General features: G+C 65.3%; 15 protein-coding genes. 7 read left to right on the plus strand and 8 right to left on the minus strand.

Annotated features, from left to right (window positions below):
• Positions 1-110: 110 nt before the first annotated feature.
• The gene (locus ACFXHE_RS28320) at positions 111-500 is read left to right on the plus strand and encodes a MerR family transcriptional regulator (protein ID WP_379387486.1); all 390 of its coding nucleotides are present in this window, start codon (positions 111-113) and stop codon (positions 498-500) included.
• 551 nt (positions 501-1051) lie between these two features.
• On the opposite strand, the gene ACFXHE_RS28325 is transcribed toward ACFXHE_RS28320, so the two are convergent.
• Positions 1052-1348, minus strand: coding sequence for a hypothetical protein (locus ACFXHE_RS28325; protein WP_379387487.1), 297 nt, complete (start codon positions 1346-1348; stop codon positions 1052-1054).
• Positions 1349-1686: 338 nt separating this feature from the next.
• Between ACFXHE_RS28325 and ACFXHE_RS28330 the strand changes: the two genes are divergently transcribed.
• Together ACFXHE_RS28330 and ACFXHE_RS28335 are read left to right on the plus strand one after the other, a co-directional pair.
• A complete protein-coding gene (locus tag ACFXHE_RS28330; protein ID WP_379387488.1) occupies positions 1687-2442 on the plus strand; it encodes an alpha/beta fold hydrolase in 756 nt (251 codons plus the stop codon).
• A 141-nt stretch (positions 2443-2583) separates the two neighbouring features.
• On the plus strand, positions 2584-3000 hold the full coding sequence (locus ACFXHE_RS28335) for a VOC family protein (RefSeq protein ID WP_379387489.1): 417 nt from the start codon (positions 2584-2586) through the stop codon (positions 2998-3000).
• 143 nt (positions 3001-3143) lie between these two features.
• Here the strand turns inward: ACFXHE_RS28335 and ACFXHE_RS28340 are convergent, their stop codons facing one another.
• Complete coding sequence (locus tag ACFXHE_RS28340; RefSeq protein ID WP_379387490.1) at positions 3144-4040, minus strand: LysR family transcriptional regulator; 897 nt, start codon at positions 4038-4040, stop codon at positions 3144-3146.
• A gap of 48 nt (positions 4041-4088) precedes the next feature.
• Between ACFXHE_RS28340 and ACFXHE_RS28345 the strand changes: the two genes are divergently transcribed.
• Positions 4089-4814, plus strand: coding sequence for an SDR family oxidoreductase (locus ACFXHE_RS28345; RefSeq protein ID WP_379387491.1), 726 nt, complete (start codon positions 4089-4091; stop codon positions 4812-4814).
• Positions 4815-4887: 73 nt separating this feature from the next.
• Positions 4888-5811: an NADP-dependent oxidoreductase gene (locus ACFXHE_RS28350; RefSeq protein WP_379387492.1), complete on the plus strand. Its 924-nt coding sequence runs from the start codon at positions 4888-4890 to the stop codon at positions 5809-5811.
• 330 nt (positions 5812-6141) lie between these two features.
• On the opposite strand, the gene ACFXHE_RS28355 is transcribed toward ACFXHE_RS28350, so the two are convergent.
• Entirely contained in the window at positions 6142-7671 is a 1530-nt protein-coding gene (locus tag ACFXHE_RS28355; RefSeq protein ID WP_379387493.1) for an MFS transporter, read from the minus strand.
• A gap of 99 nt (positions 7672-7770) precedes the next feature.
• Between ACFXHE_RS28355 and ACFXHE_RS28360 the strand changes: the two genes are divergently transcribed.
• The gene (locus ACFXHE_RS28360; protein ID WP_379387494.1) at positions 7771-8781 is read left to right on the plus strand and encodes an Lrp/AsnC family transcriptional regulator; all 1011 of its coding nucleotides are present in this window, start codon (positions 7771-7773) and stop codon (positions 8779-8781) included.
• 800 nt (positions 8782-9581) lie between these two features.
• On the opposite strand, the gene ACFXHE_RS28365 is transcribed toward ACFXHE_RS28360, so the two are convergent.
• The 4 genes from ACFXHE_RS28365 to ACFXHE_RS28380 all read right to left on the minus strand — a co-directional run bounded on the left by ACFXHE_RS28365 (position 9582) and on the right by ACFXHE_RS28380 (position 12380).
• Positions 9582-10205: a hypothetical protein gene (locus tag ACFXHE_RS28365; RefSeq protein WP_379387495.1), complete on the minus strand. Its 624-nt coding sequence runs from the start codon at positions 10203-10205 to the stop codon at positions 9582-9584.
• 359 nt (positions 10206-10564) lie between these two features.
• The gene (locus ACFXHE_RS28370; RefSeq protein ID WP_379387496.1) at positions 10565-10981 is read right to left on the minus strand and encodes a hypothetical protein; all 417 of its coding nucleotides are present in this window, start codon (positions 10979-10981) and stop codon (positions 10565-10567) included.
• Between the two features lie 483 nt (positions 10982-11464).
• Positions 11465-11827, minus strand: a complete 363-nt coding sequence (locus ACFXHE_RS28375) for a DoxX family protein (RefSeq protein WP_379387497.1) — start codon at positions 11825-11827, stop codon at positions 11465-11467.
• A gap of 58 nt (positions 11828-11885) precedes the next feature.
• Positions 11886-12380: a cupin domain-containing protein gene (locus tag ACFXHE_RS28380; protein WP_379387498.1), complete on the minus strand. Its 495-nt coding sequence runs from the start codon at positions 12378-12380 to the stop codon at positions 11886-11888.
• A gap of 80 nt (positions 12381-12460) precedes the next feature.
• Between ACFXHE_RS28380 and ACFXHE_RS28385 the strand changes: the two genes are divergently transcribed.
• Positions 12461-13327: a LysR substrate-binding domain-containing protein gene (locus tag ACFXHE_RS28385; RefSeq protein ID WP_379387499.1), complete on the plus strand. Its 867-nt coding sequence runs from the start codon at positions 12461-12463 to the stop codon at positions 13325-13327.
• A 281-nt stretch (positions 13328-13608) separates the two neighbouring features.
• On the opposite strand, the gene ACFXHE_RS28390 is transcribed toward ACFXHE_RS28385, so the two are convergent.
• Positions 13609-14502: an NADP-dependent oxidoreductase gene (locus tag ACFXHE_RS28390; RefSeq protein WP_379387513.1), complete on the minus strand. Its 894-nt coding sequence runs from the start codon at positions 14500-14502 to the stop codon at positions 13609-13611.
• Positions 14503-14505: the final 3 nt, after the last annotated feature.

Raw genomic sequence — 14505 nt, forward strand, 5'->3', positions numbered from 1 at the left:
GACCTTTCGGATTCGGTTGTCGGCGGCCGGTTGCCGCCGGTGAAGACCACCGTGCGCCTTAAACTTGGGTTTAAGTCAAGCGTCGAGTCGGACGAGGAGGAACAGCCGTGATGACCATCGGCCAGCTCGCCGCCAGCACCGGAGTCCCGGCCTCGGCGATCCGGTATTGGGAGCGGCACGGGCTCTTGCCGGAACCCGAGCGGCGCGGTGGGCAGCGCCGCTATCCGGCCGAGGCCGCGGACCGGATCGTGCTGTTGCGCAAGTGTCAAACAGCCGGTCTCAGCCTGGACGAGATTCGCGAGTTACAGCAGGACCGGCCGCGGCGCAAGGCGATGCTGACCGCCAAGCTCGTCGAGATCGAGCGCCGCATCATCGACCTTCAGCATGCCCACGAACTCCTGGCCCACGCCGTCCAATGCAGCAAGCCCGACATCGTGACATGCGGGACATTCCGCGCGCAGATGGCGACCTGGCAGTCACCGCCCAACGACCCGACCTAGCCCGGGGCGTACGCCAACGTAAGTCGAGCCGATGCGCCGTTGTCCGGTGCGGGCTCGAGACGGGTGCAACTCGGCGGCAGCGGCTCGGACGACTCCCCAACTCGCCGAGCGGCCGACTACCCGGAAAATGTCTCAACGGAGACGAAACATTATGCAGCACAAATTATCCCGAAACATCACTAACGAAATAACAACGACGTCAGACACGGTCTAAGGTTCCGCGTCGCGACAGCACGGCGCAAAGGGACGGCAGGTGTGGGCTTCACGCGATGTGCAAAAGCGCGCCTGTTCAAGCCGCGGCCCGATTGGTACTTCCGCAGGCATTGACTCGGTCCACACCAGTACGTCAAGACTCGGCAAAGGGCGCGGTTCGCGAGCCGAGATGATCTCGGCGCATTGATCTTCGAGCCTGCCGGGTGACCGCTACTAACCGCCCGGGAAGCCCGGAGCGGACATTTCGGCTGGCATGCGCGCGCACCGCTGGCGGGGTACGACACTCGGCGCGTGATCTTCGGAGGCTGCGGACGACCGTTCGGGACAGGTTGGCTGTTTCAGCCTGTGGCGAATGGGAATTCGACGAATTCGACTGGACCGAACTCGTCGGAGGCTTGCTCGCGCGCCCCGGCAATACTGTGGTGGCAGGTGTCGGTGATGACATTCCACTCCCCGTCGCAATAGAACAAGTACACCTCAGGGCTCGCGTCGTACCGCGCTATCGCCAGTCCTGCGAAGTCATTGACGACGAGACCATCCACTTCGTGCCTTGTGCATCCAGATGGTCTCGCACCGCGGATATCTGCTGTTGCCAGCACGCGTGCACCATCGAGGAATCGCGGTACGTCCGTCACGAACCGAATTGTGCACCCACGCCAACCGCTCGCGCTCGTCGCCCTCGCGTCGAAGACGTGCACTGAAATCAGTAGCGGATGTTCCGCACCGCAACAGGTTCCGGCCGTCACTGCCTCGCGCTGGCCGGTTCGGTCAGCGCGGTATGCGGCAGAAGAGGATGTTATGCGCGGCCGTGTATCTGGTTCGCGAGTGACACGCGAGTCTCGTCCGTCGTCGGAATGCGCGGTGGGCGAACAACGTTGGGTTTGCGCTGACGGGCTGCGCGACTGCTTCGTCTCGCTGCGGACCCGCAGATGTATGTCAAGATCGGAACGTGGCGGTTTGCATCGAGAGCGTCGTGTCGGCCGACGGGACGCGCATTGTCTTTCAGACGCAAGGGGCGGGGCCGGCGCTGGTGATCGTTCCCGGCGCGTTGGTCACCTTGGACACGTATCTGGAGCTGGCCGGGCTGCTGGCTCCGGATTATCGGGTCGTCGTGATCGAACGACGTGAATACGGATCGAGCGGAAACGGCCCGCGCCCAGCGGAGTTCGCCGCGCAAGCCGCCGATCTGGCGGCGGTCCTGGCCGCGGTGGGTGAACCTGCTTTCGTCTTCGGGCACTCGGCGGGCGGTCTGGTCACCTTGGAAGCGATGCAGCGGGATCCGTCGATGGTGCGGCGTCTCGCACTGTACGAGCCCCCGGTCGCGCTCGCCGGCCCTCCATTGACGCCGACGCTCGAGAAGATTCGGCTCCACATGGAGTGCGAACGGTCCGAGGACGCGATCATCGAATTCTTCACCGCCATCACCGATCCCGTCCCTCCCCGCGCGGCCCTGCAACCGCTCGCGGACGCTCTCGCCTTCCGCGCGCCCGGATTGGTCGCCGATCTCGAATGCCTCACGGCGATGGACCCCGATCTCGCATCCTGGTCGGCCATCGAGTTGCCCACCCTTCTCCTCGCCGGCGAGATCACCGATCCTTACGGCACGGCCAGCGTTGACCTGCTCCAGGGGGCGCTGCCCGATGCCCGCACCGTCACCTTGCCCGGACAACGTCATCATCCCGACGACGTCCCCGCGGTGGCCGGCGCACTGCGCGAATTCTTCCGCTGAACAGGCTGGGCGCAGCGGTGGCGTGCGACCGGAATCGGCGAAGCGGCCCGTCATCGGTTGTGCGGCAACAGACATCGATCTCGCTCGCAACCTCACGTGAACGGTTGACCTGAACCGCGGTCGAGGTTGCACAGTGGCCGGATGCGGCTGAATCAGATCACGATCGGTACCACCGACCTGCACCGGTCCGAGCGGTTCTATGAACTGCTCGGACTCCAGCTGATCGTCAAAGACGACCACTACCTGCGGTTCCAATGTCCTGAGGGTGACAGCACGTTTTCGGTCGAGCTGGTGGACTCCGTGCCCGGCGGCGCGCAGGTGTCCATCTACTTCGAGTCCGATGACCTCGACGACCAATGCGCCCGGCTACGCGCTGCGGGCGTGGATTTCGACAGCCTGCCCGCCGACACGTCGTGGCTGTGGCGAGAGGCATGGCTGCGCGATCCCGACGGCCACCGTCTTTGCCTGTTCTATGCCGGAGCCAATCGCCTGAACCCGCCATGGCGGATCCCCGACCCGGCATCGCGGTCATGGCCAAGTCCCGGGGCGGCGGAATAATCGCCCGCATGCGAACAGCTCGGGACCGTCGATGCCACGGTTCCCGCACGGGAATTCGGCAGAAGCGGACGCTTTGAGTCGCGAGCAGTCTCGGCGCCGGCCGGTTCGGTCAGCGCGGTCTGCGTCATTTGCGATGTTATCGGCTAGAGGCGTATCGCCGTACGGACGAGGTCGGCGATGGCTTTGGATCTGCTGTGTGGTGGCCAGGCGATGACGGTCGTGACGGCCGGTGCGTCCGGCACCGGCACGATGGCGTGATCGTCGCGTAGTTGGGCTCGGAGTGACTCGGGCATGACTGCGCAGGCCCGTCCGAGCCTGATCAGCTGGATCAACTGGGTGTGGTCGCGAACCTGCGGGCCGGGGCCGTCCGGATAACTTCCATCCGGTCGAGGCCAGCGCGGCAGGGGCAGGTCCGTCAGGGCGTTGACCTCGGCCATCGACATGTGGGGTCGGTTGGCGAGGGGGTGCCCGGCGGGCAGGACCACGACCTGCTGTTCGGTGTGCAGGTCCTCGGTGTCGAATCCGGCCGTCGTGTCGTAGGGCCGGTGGAGCAGAGCGACGTCGGCACGCCCGTTGCGTAGCAGGTTTTCCGGTTCGCCGGGCCCGCACAGCACCACCTCGACCGCGACAGCGCAGGGGTCGGCTGCGTAGGCGTCCAGCAGCTTCGACAACAGTTCGCTGGACGCTCCTGCCTTGGTGGCCAGCACCACGCCGGGCCGGTCGGCAGCGGCGCGGCGGGTGCGGCGCTCGGCGGCTTCGACCGCTTCGAGGGCGAGGCGGGCCTCCCGCAGCAGCACCGACCCGGCCTTGGTCAACGTGATCGCGCGGGAATTGCGGTGCAGCAGAACGACTCCGAGCCGCCGTTCCAGCTGTTGGATCGCCCGCGACAGCGGTGGTTGTGCCATCGAGAGCCGTTGTGCCGCCCGCCCGAAGTGCAATTCTTCGGCGACGGCGACGAAGTATCGCAACTCCCGCGTCTCCACCGTGTCATCGTATCCGGCGCTCACCACGGCCAATACCCGTGCGGTATCGCCGCCCACCCGACCGGTCTTGGACGCCCCACCCGAGTCCGCAACATGATCGACGGCATGAGTGAACCGACGATCGCGCTGGTGACCGGCGCGAACAAAGGAATCGGATACGAGATCGCGGCGGGCCTGGGCGCCCTCGGCTGGCGAATCGGGGTGGGCGCGCGGGATCGACAACGCCGCGAGACCGCGGTGGAGAAGTTGCGCGCGACTGGAACCGATGCGTTCGGCGTGCCGCTCGACGTGACCGACGACGCGAGTGTGGCAGCGGCGGCCGAGTTGATCGCCGACCATGCCGGAGGGCTCGATGTTCTGGTCAACAATGCCGCGATCACCGGTGGTTCGCCGCAGACACCGACCACGGTCGATCCCGCGACCGTGCGAGCTGTCGTGGAAACCAACGTGATCGGGGTTATCCGGGTCACCAACGCGATGCTGCCGCTGCTGCGCGCCTCGGCCTCACCGCGAATCGTCAACATGTCCAGCAGTGTCGGCTCGCTCGCCCTGCACACCACGCCCGGCATCGACATGGGCCCGGTTCCCACTGCGTACTTGGCCTCGAAGACCTTCCTCAACGCCGTCACTATCCAATACGTCAAGGAACTGAGCGGCACCAACATCCTGATCAATTCCGGCTGCCCCGGTTTCACCGCCACCGATCTCAATGGCTTCCAAGGCGTCCGCACACCACAGCAGGGGGCGGCGATCGCGATTCACCTCGCGACCCTGCCCGACGACGGACCGACCGGCGGATTCTTCGACGACGCAGGAACAGTGCCCTGGTGATGGGCACGCCGGTGCGAACCATTCCCGTTCTCGAAGTCAGCCGCGCATGGCGCTCCAGAGGAGAAGCAAGACAATGACAAAAGCAGTCAGGTACGACGAATCCGGCGGAATCGACGTCCTGCGGATCGAGGAGGTCGACCGTCCCGTGCCCGGGGAAGGGCAGGTCCTCGTGCAGGTGAGAGCAGCAGGCATCAACCCCGGTGAGGCGGCATTACGCACCGGCGCGATGACGGACATCTTTCCCTCCATCTTTCCCTCCGGGCAGGGCAGCGATCTCGCCGGAGTCGTCGTCGAGATCGGTGCCGGAGCCGGCCGATTCGCGCCCGGTGACGAGGTGATCGGATTCTCCGAGCGGCGAAGCGCCCAGGCCGAGCTGGTCCTCGTCGACGTCGACAACCTCACCCCCAAACCGAAGAACGTCCCATGGGAAGTGGCGGGCGGCCTATACATTGCCGGCGTGACTGCATGGGGGGCAGTGCATTCCGTACAGCTCGAGAAGGGCGATAGCGTCGTCGTCTCCGGAGCCGCCGGAGGAGTCGGCTCACTCGCCGTTCAGCTCGCGCGTCGTGCCGGAGCCACGGTCATCGGTCTGGCGAGCGACAGCAACCACGAGTGGCTGCAAAGCCACAGCGTGATCCCCGTCGCATACGGTGACGGCGTCATGGACCGGATCAAGGCCGCCGCACCGGGCGGCATCCATGCCTTCATCGACACCTACGGCGACGGGTACGTTGAACTGGCCCTCGCTCTCGGCGTCGCAATCGAGCGGATCGACACCATCATTGATTTCCCAGCAGCCGCAAAGTATGGGGTCAAAACCGAACCCGGGCCCAACGGCAGGCCGGGCGCCGAGGTCCTCGCCGAACTGGCCGGCCTGATCGCCGACGGACACCTCGAAGTCCCGATCGCGAACGTCTACCCGTTGACACAGGTTCGTCAGGCCTACACCGAGCTCGAACGCAGACACACCCACGGCAAAATCGTGCTGAGGCCCTAGCCGGCGCCACACAGTGCAGCGCGCTTTCAGGGGACTGCTCGACCGCGGGGGCTGATTCCCGTCAGCACGGTTGTCTGCCACCCAAAGACCACGACACCGCCGACTACACATCCGGTATTCGGCTATAGCGTGCACTGCCCGCGGTTAGTTAGCCGCCCGGGATGCCTTCGGCCCGTTGATCTTCCGAGGTGACGCGCTGGTCGGTTCGGTCAGCGCGCCATGCGGAAATGCGTTGGCGCCGCGGACGTGATGATCTTGTCTGGGCCGGTAGATCGGCTCCAGTACTGGGCGAGCCGGGCAGGTGTCGTGCACCTGTCCGGCTCGCCGTGCTCAGTGGCTGGTGGATTCGACTCCGGGTGCGGCAGTTTCGGGTGTGAGACTTGCTTTTTGGAGGGGGCGGGTGAGTAGCAGAACGAGTAGGCCTCCCAGCAGTCCGACGATTCCGCTGACGGCGAGTGTGCTCTGGATGCCGGCGGCGGCTGCGGTATGCAGGGTTTCGCGGACGATGGGCTGCACCGCGGCCGGAGTGTGCGCCAGTATCAGTGGGGTTTGGCCGCCTGCCACGGCGCGCGCTGTGGCGGCGGGGTCGGGCATCGATTGGGCCGCGAGCACGTGCTGAGCTCGTAGAGTGAATGTGTTGCCCAGCGTGGCTATGGCAACGGCCATGCCGAGCTGCTGTGCGGTGTTGACCGCGCCGGCCGCCATTCCGGCGCGCTGCAGCGGAACCGCCGATACCGCAGCAGAATTCAGGGTTGCCGTGGCCAGTCCAACCCCAGCGCCGAGCAGCAGGAACCCCGGAACCAGCGCAGGCCAACCAGCGCCGCCGTGGACCAGAAGCGCGCCCACTATCCCGCCTGCACCGGTGATCAGCAGTCCGGCACCGATGATGCGCCCAGTATTCGGGCCGTGCAGGTGTCGGCCGAGTCCGCCGGACACTGCAAATGCCAGTGCGGACAAGGGGAGTCCCACGAGGGCGGCACCGATGGGACTCATCCCGAGCACCGATTGCAGCCAGATCTGGGTGTACATGAGCGCCCCGAACGCTGCGAAGAACAAGACAACCCCGGCGATCAGTACGCCGATGAACGAACGGTCCCGCAGCAGAGCGAGGTCGAGCATCGGATGTGTCGAATACCGTTCGATGGTGAGGAACAGCGCGAGCGCGAGCGCCGCGGTCAGCAGTGTCCACCGGATCCCGACATCCGACCAGCCGTGCTCGTTGGCCCGGATCAGCGCGTACGTCGCGGCACCGGCGGCGCCGGCGAACGTGAAGACACCTGGCGCATCGACCCGGCCGCCGTGCGACGCACCTGACTCGGCGATTACCCAGGCGCACAACACTATTGCCACGATGCCGACCGGGAGGTTGACGAAGAATATCCACCGCCACGATGCCCAATTCGTGAGCACGCCACCGATGATCGGCCCGACGGCGGAGGATGCGCCCGCGATCGCTCCCCATACTCCGTACGCGGCACCCCGGTCGCGGCCGGTGTAGGAGCTGTTCAACAGCGCGAAGGTCATCGAGCCCATCGCGGTCGCTCCGATACCCTGTGCGATGCGGGCCGCGATGAGTATCGCCGGATTCGGTGCGATCCCGCAGATCAGCGACGATACCGTGAACAGCGCCATACCCGCCAGGTAGGTGCGTCGATGCCCGACCAGATCACCGATCGATCCGGCGCCGAGCATCAACGCCGCCATGGCCAGCGCGTAGCCGTCGACCACCCATTGCAGCGCGCTGAAGGAAGCGTCGAGGTCGCGCTGCATGTCCGGTAGCGCGACGTTCACGATCGTCACGTCGATGAGCAGCATGAAGGTGCTGAGACAGACCGTCAGCAGCGGTAGCCACTTCCGCAATTCCGTTGTCCTTTCAGGGGATTGGATATGCGGCGTCGAGTATCTTCCTCGGCATCGGAGGAAGTCGCCTCCGGTCGTCCACGGCGTAGATTTTGTGCAGTGAGCGACTCTGGCATGCGCGAAAACTCCGTACTCGATCCGATCGATAAGCGAATTGTGCGTGCGCTGCAGTTCGATCCACGCCTTCCATTCAGTGTCGTGGCGGACGAACTGGGTGTCGCGGAACAGACGATTGCGCGCCGGTATCGGCGACTGCGTCGCGACGGCTTGGTTCGGGTGATCGGGGCGGTCGATGCCCGCGCGATCGGCGAGACGGAGTGGATCGTCCGGGTACGCTGTCGCCCCGAGGGAGCGCTACAAGTGGCCGAGGCGCTCGCGCGCCGCGACGACACGGCGTGGGTCAGCCTCGCCGGCGGCGGCGCCGAGGTCGTGTTTTCGCTGCATCCACGTGCCCAGCACACGCGCGAAGACCTTCTGGCGCAACGACTGCAGCGGAGTGCACCGGTCCTGGACGTCTCGGCGTCGATGATTCTGCATCGCTTCGTCGGCGCGAGTCCGGTCGATTCGCGTGGTCGTCGGCTCGCTGATCCGGCCGCCACGCCCGTCGCCCCGGGCGATACCCGAATCGAGGACGCTGATCGTCCACTGCTGGACCTCCTTGCCCGCGACGGACGGACAAGCTATGCGATGCTGGCCCGCTCGACGGGCCTGAGTCCAGGAAGAGTCATGCGTCGCATCGAAGCATTGCAAGCCTCCGGGCTTCTCTACTTCGACCTCGACATTGCTCCCGCCGCACTGGGCACCCGGCTCGCGGCACTGCTGTGGCTCACTGTCACTCCAGCACAACTGGAACCAGTCGCGCAGGCCATCGCCCAACACGAGAACACGACCTACGCGGCCGCGATCACCGGACCGTTCAACCTGATCGCGACGCTGTCCTTCGGCAACACCAACGACCTGTACCGGCACATGACCACCGAACTGGCCGATCTGACCGGCATCCATACCGCCGAAATATCGCCGGTGCTGCGGCAACTGAAGCAAGCGGGTGCGCTCATGAACGGTGATCGACTCGCGCAGCCCACACCCACGCGACGTCGCAGACACTGACCATCGGGCAGAACCTCGGAGTCTGGGCACTGGCGCGGACCGAACAAGACGAGCAGCTCTGGAACAAGCCCGAAATCGGCAGTTGCGGACGTTCCGCCGGCGTCGGATCGGTACGGCCAGTTGATCTTCCGATGCCCCGCGCCGGCGCCTCACGGTGGCCGGTTCGGTCAGCGCGGCATGCGGCAGAAGAGCACGCTGCCTTGCGCTCATGAACCGGACAACCCAGCCGTTCTAAACGCGCACTACAGCTGAGGAATTGGCGCGGAACTGCTGTTCTACAACGGATTGTGCGGGATTGCACCGGTTGTCCGAAACTCGGCAATATGGTGTGTTCGGCGAGGCTCAGATCGGTAGTCCCAGTTGATCTTCCAGGCCCCGGCCCGAACACTTCGGGGTTGCTGCGCCGGATGGCTCCTCGGTCCGGTCCGTACGCTCACCCCTCAGCACTGGACGCGCATATCTGCACCTTCGCGGACAAGGTCGAAACACTGCTCGGCAGAGTCCAATTCGCCGCTGAAGTGAGGATTCGGCCGGATGGCTACAATGCAAACCTGTGGACGGACTTCGTCCTGATCTCCGGCACCTATGTCGCTCGGTTGTCCTTGTCGGTGACCGACTGACAACCCACAGCCCGTATTGTCGAACCTTGCGCAGAGCCCACCGAACGCGACTCCACGCGGCATTACCGCGCACTCGAGTCGACTGAAGCCCGCTCGGGAGCTCGGCATTGCGGGCCCCGCAGCCCAATGAGCAACGACCTAGAACATATGTCCATGAATAGCGTGGCCAGCTGGGCGAACTCAGTCCCGGTCCTGATCGTGTGCAAGCGGATTCGGCTCTGGTTCATTCGCCACGATCCAGCGACCGGTTGCCGGGACCGCGCACAGGACGAGAATCAGCAGGCTCACGATGATCGGAATGAACAAGAAGGTGAAACCCCTGTTGAAGAGCTGTGCAACGCTCACGATCAGTGCCACCCCTGACGCGAGGATCAACAGGAAACGACCCGTTTTCATGTACGCCAGCAGAAGGGATCCGCCGACGGACCAGGTCAGCCCGATGACGACGGCGACGATCCCCATGACGATCAGGTCTGTGTTGTACCCGCCGATCTCTGAATATTCGCGGGTGTGATATTCGCGGGCGTGATCTTCGATTGCGACGACCATGTAGAGAACCCACATGATTCCGGCGATTCCGGTGGGTGGACCGAGGATCAGTGCGGTAATGGATGCGGTGACGGCGGTCGCGCCGTGTGGGGCCGGCGTCGGTAACTCCGGTTGATCGTGCGGATCTTTCACATCCGTTCCCCTCGTCGTTTCGCGCGAACCTACCTCGCCGTGCCGGCAGTTGGCGATGCAGTGTTTCAGGTGTCTTGACCGACTCGCCGGCAAAACCTCGATGGAGGCGATCCGCGCGCTCAAACGACGACTGTCCAACGTCATCTACGTCCGGATGCTCGCCGACCAGCGTCAACGCGAATCAGCAGGCCCGGCAGGGCAATCGGGAACGACTCCTGACTCCAGCGCGACCGGTTCCAACCCGCACACCGATCCTTCGGACAAGTCACATCCCGGACCCACCAACAAGGCTGAACCCAAACCCTAACGAAGTCTTGACCTGAAGGTGCGGCATGAGGGTGCGTTCGGCCAGCCTCGAATCAGGACGGCCGACTGATCTTCGGCTGCCTGCGCAGCTCGAGCCGAACAGCGCGGGAACGAACGAGCGGAGGTCGAGAATCGATCGATTCTCGACCTCCGCTCGTACCCGTAACCAGGGACGCTCAGTCGATCTGGAGGTTCAGCGTGTACGAGGCGTCGTGCTCGGGCGAGGTAATGGTCAGGTAATAGGTGCCCGTGGCCGGGAGGTAGAGCTGGGTTCCGGTGGTGTCGATGGCCAGCTGCTGGCCGTCGGGTGAGGTGAGCGTGTAGACAGCGGTTCCTGAGGCGGAGGTGTAGTGCGAGGTGATGTCGGTGCTCAGCTGCTGACCGGCGCGGGCGTCGAAGTACCAGGTGTCGGAGTATCCGCGGTTGATGTAGCCGTCCACGGTACCGTGGTCGGTGTCGAGCGCGAACTTGATCTCGGTATTGACCCCGCTGGCATTGGCGGCACCCGCGCCTGCCAAGGGGATGAAGAGCGCCGCCGCGATCGCAATCATGGCGACGGCCGCTTTACGGGTGGCCGAGGCAAAGGCAGTCATGAGGTTCCCCCCAATTCGATGTATCGGACAGCGCTACGCCACGTCGGCGTCCGCTCGTTCGGCCGGATGTTCTTCCATCCGGCACTACCGTGTCTTTCGCGTCCGAGGCGAAAACCGTTGCGCCCCTGATCTCATGGGCACGCAGGCCGCCGACTCCAAACCTCACCCGCACTGGTGCGCAAGACTTCTCGCGCCAGCCCCTTCGAACCGCCCGGATCGCGGCAGAAGAGCACGCTGCCGTGCGCGCATGAACGGCCAACCCAACCGTTCTAAACGCGCACTACAGCTGAGGAATTGGCGCCGAACTGCTGTTCTACAGCGGATTGTGCGGGATTGCGCCGGTCGTCCGAAACTCGGCAATACCGCGCACTGCCGGCGGTCGGTCAATCGCCCGAGATGGCCGCTGCCCATTGATCTTCCGAGGTGCTGCGCTGGCCGGTCCGGTCAGCGCGGTCAGCGGTGGGATGTTTGCGTCGCAGAGAGTCACACCCAAGTGGTCGCGAACAAAACGGTCACGGCTGCTGTGAGAAGAAGGGTGATGTTGAGGGCGACATTTCGATCTCCGCCGGTCCGGTGGACCGGGATCGCACCGAATTGCAGGAGTACGAACCCAACGGCCGCGATCACAGCGAGCCAGGGTGCGACGCCGGTCAGGGGTGGAAGGATCAACCCGAGCGCGCCGAGTACTTCGAGCACGCCGATGGCGCGGACGGCGGGTAGGGGTGTGCGGTCCACCCAGGCCATCATGGGCCGGAGTCGATCCCGGCTTCGGGTGATCTTCAGTGCGCCTGCATACAGATAGAAGATCGCGAGCAGGCCGGCGGCGATCCAGAATGCGATGGTCACAATTCCTATCCAGGGTGACATCAGTGACCGTGGCGAAAGCACCTCGGTCCGCTGGGGTTCAGGTGAAATCGGTGGCGGGCTCGGTGGCGTAGTGGCTCATCACGGCGACGTTCACCTGTGGTGTCAGTTCCCGGCCGTCGGCGATCATGTCCTGTAGGTCGCGGAAATACTGCACATACAGGTCTGGTGTGAAGGTGCTGAGCATGACGGCCGGTTGGCCGGTGATGTTGGCGAAGGTGTGCGGGGCGCCGGGTGGGACCATCACCAGCGTGCCCGCTGTCGCGTCGTAGGTGGTGTCGCCGACGGTGAACCGCACCGTGCCGCTGATGATATAGAAGCCTTCGTCGTGCTGGGCGTGCCGGTGCTGCGGAGGTCCCGGAGTGTAGGGCGCCACGACGGATTCGGCGACTCCGAGACGGTGGCCGGTATTGCTGCCGTCCTCGAGGATACGCATTCGCGTGGCGCCCAACATGATCACCTCACCCTCGCCGGGATGCACTATCGAAACCGTTGTGGCGGAGTTTGTTTCGTCGCTGTGTGCTTCATCGGTCATATTTCGATTGCACCGCCGGGACACCGGAGGTGTCCAAGACCTGTTCCGCGATACCGATACCGGACGGGTATCGTGCCAGTGTGGAGCTACGTACGCTGCGTTACTTCGTAGCTGTCGCCGGGGAACGCCACTTCGGTCGCGCCGCCACCCGGCTGCACATGAGCCAACCGCCGCTGAGCCGCGCCATCCGGCAACTGGAGGCGGAAGTCGGTGCCGCCCTGTTCGATCGGTCGCCCACCGGTGTCGGTCTCACCCCGGTCGGGGCGGTGCTACTCGACGAGGCGCGTGCTCTGCTCGAGCAGGCCGACCGGCTCAGCGTGCGGGTGGCCGCCGCGGCCGGAAACGCGAACCTCACCATCGGCATCCTGGGTGACGCCACCGACCCCGGCATCACCAGACTTGCCGCCGCTTACCGCCACAGGCATCCCGAGGTCGACATCCGTATCCGCGACACCGACCTCACCGACCCCACCTGCGGGCTGAAGGCCGGACTGGTCGACGTCGCCGTGACCCGCGCACCGTTCAACGACACCGCCCTGACCGTCCGTGAACTGCGCGCCGACCCGGTCGGAGCCGTACTACGCGCCGACGACCCGCTGGCTCACCGCGACCACCTGAAACTGACCGACTTGGCCGACCGTCGCTGGTTCCAGTTTCCCGCCGGCACGGACCCCCTCTGGCAGACCTACTGGAACGGTGGCGAACCGCGGGAGGGCCCGGTCGTGCGGGTCGTTCAAGAATGTGTGCAAGCCGTGCTCTGGAACGGCACCGTCGGTATTACTCCGCTCGGGCACAAAGTGCCCGAGGGACTGGCCGCGGTCCCGCTGATCGATATGGCGCCGAGCAGGGTGGTGGTGGTCTGGAAGGAGGGCGACGCCAACCCGTTGATCCGATCGTTCGTGCAAACAGCAACGGCCGCATACCTCGATCCCCCATCTCGGCGGTGAATGCGACTCAGTCCACGAATTGACCCAAGCCAGCCCCGAACAGCCAGGATGGCTCGACACGCACTGGAATCGGCTACTCGAGAATGGTGGTAGGACTTGGTCCCGGCCAGGATCAGTCCCAGGTTTCCGGTGGGAAGCACTCTAATCGGCTGCCCGCCAACGGTTTTGGTGTGGCTCGCTAATGGCTTGCGTCCCACCGGGTTACCGTGAGGGTGTGGCCAGTAGGGTTTGCTCTGGCTCGGCCGGCGGGCTCAGATGGCCCCTGCCCGGGGAGGATCGGATCAGACGAGCAGGACCCGGCGTCCGCGGGTGTGTCCGGCCTGGCTGTCGGCGTGCGCGGACGCGGCCTCGGTGAGGGGATATGACCGATCGACCGGGATGTGGAGCTTCCCGCGCGCGATGAGGTCGACGGCCGCGGCGAGAGCTTCGGGCATGCTGCCGCCGACACCGGCGAATCGGATACCGAGCATCGGCGCCTCGAGGTCGGCGATGGTGATCACCTTGTCCGGGTCTCCGGTCAGGTCGAGGAGTCCGCGGATGACGCCCGCACCGTTGAGGTCGAGGGCGGCGTCGATGGTGCCGAGCCGGCGTGCTCGCTCCTCCCAACCTGCGTCGTAGGTCATGGCGACGGCGCCCAGGCTTCGCACGTAGTCCTGGTTCGCGGCCCCGGCGGTGCCGATCACCTTGATTCCCCGCTCGCGGGCGATCTGCAACACCGCCGACCCGACTCCGCCCGCTGCGCCGCTGACCAGCAGCGTCTGTCCCGGCCGGACGCCGACCAGACGGATGATCCGTATCGCGGTCTCGACCACCGACGGGTACCCCGCCGCGTCGGCGAAGCTCAATCCCTCGGGTATGCGTGCCCAGGAGGACAGGACGGCGAATTCGGCGTAGGTGTTCGAACCCCGGCCGAATACGGGCTCACCGACCTCGATGCCGACTACGCCGTCGCCGATCTCGTCCACCACGCCCGATGCGTCCTGTCCGACGCCGGCGGGCAGCGGGATCGGGTGGATCCGCCGGAACTGGCCCTCGCGGACCCGCCAATCATGCGGGTTCACTCCTGCCGCTCGCACGGCGATACGTATCTGGCCGGGGCCGGCGTGGGGCTCGGCCACATCTACCGGTTTCAGGACTTCCGGGCCGCCGTACTCGGCGAAGCGCATTGCCTTCATGTC

The organism is Nocardia sp. NPDC059229 (genome assembly GCF_042754165.1).
Lineage (GTDB): Bacteria > Actinomycetota > Actinomycetes > Mycobacteriales > Mycobacteriaceae > Nocardia.

Coding starts and splice junctions, on each gene's coding strand:
- ACFXHE_RS28370 (WP_379387496.1), bottom strand. CDS start 10,981: ATGACTGCCTTTGCCTCGGCCACCCGTAAAGCGGCCGTCGCCATGATT.
- ACFXHE_RS28345 (WP_379387491.1), top strand. CDS start 4,089: ATGAGTGAACCGACGATCGCGCTGGTGACCGGCGCGAACAAAGGAATC.
- ACFXHE_RS28390 (WP_379387513.1), bottom strand. CDS start 14,502: ATGAAGGCAATGCGCTTCGCCGAGTACGGCGGCCCGGAAGTCCTGAAA.
- ACFXHE_RS28350 (WP_379387492.1), top strand. CDS start 4,888: ATGACAAAAGCAGTCAGGTACGACGAATCCGGCGGAATCGACGTCCTG.
- ACFXHE_RS28335 (WP_379387489.1), top strand. CDS start 2,584: ATGCGGCTGAATCAGATCACGATCGGTACCACCGACCTGCACCGGTCC.
- ACFXHE_RS28380 (WP_379387498.1), bottom strand. CDS start 12,380: ATGACCGATGAAGCACACAGCGACGAAACAAACTCCGCCACAACGGTT.
- ACFXHE_RS28320 (WP_379387486.1), top strand. CDS start 111: ATGACCATCGGCCAGCTCGCCGCCAGCACCGGAGTCCCGGCCTCGGCG.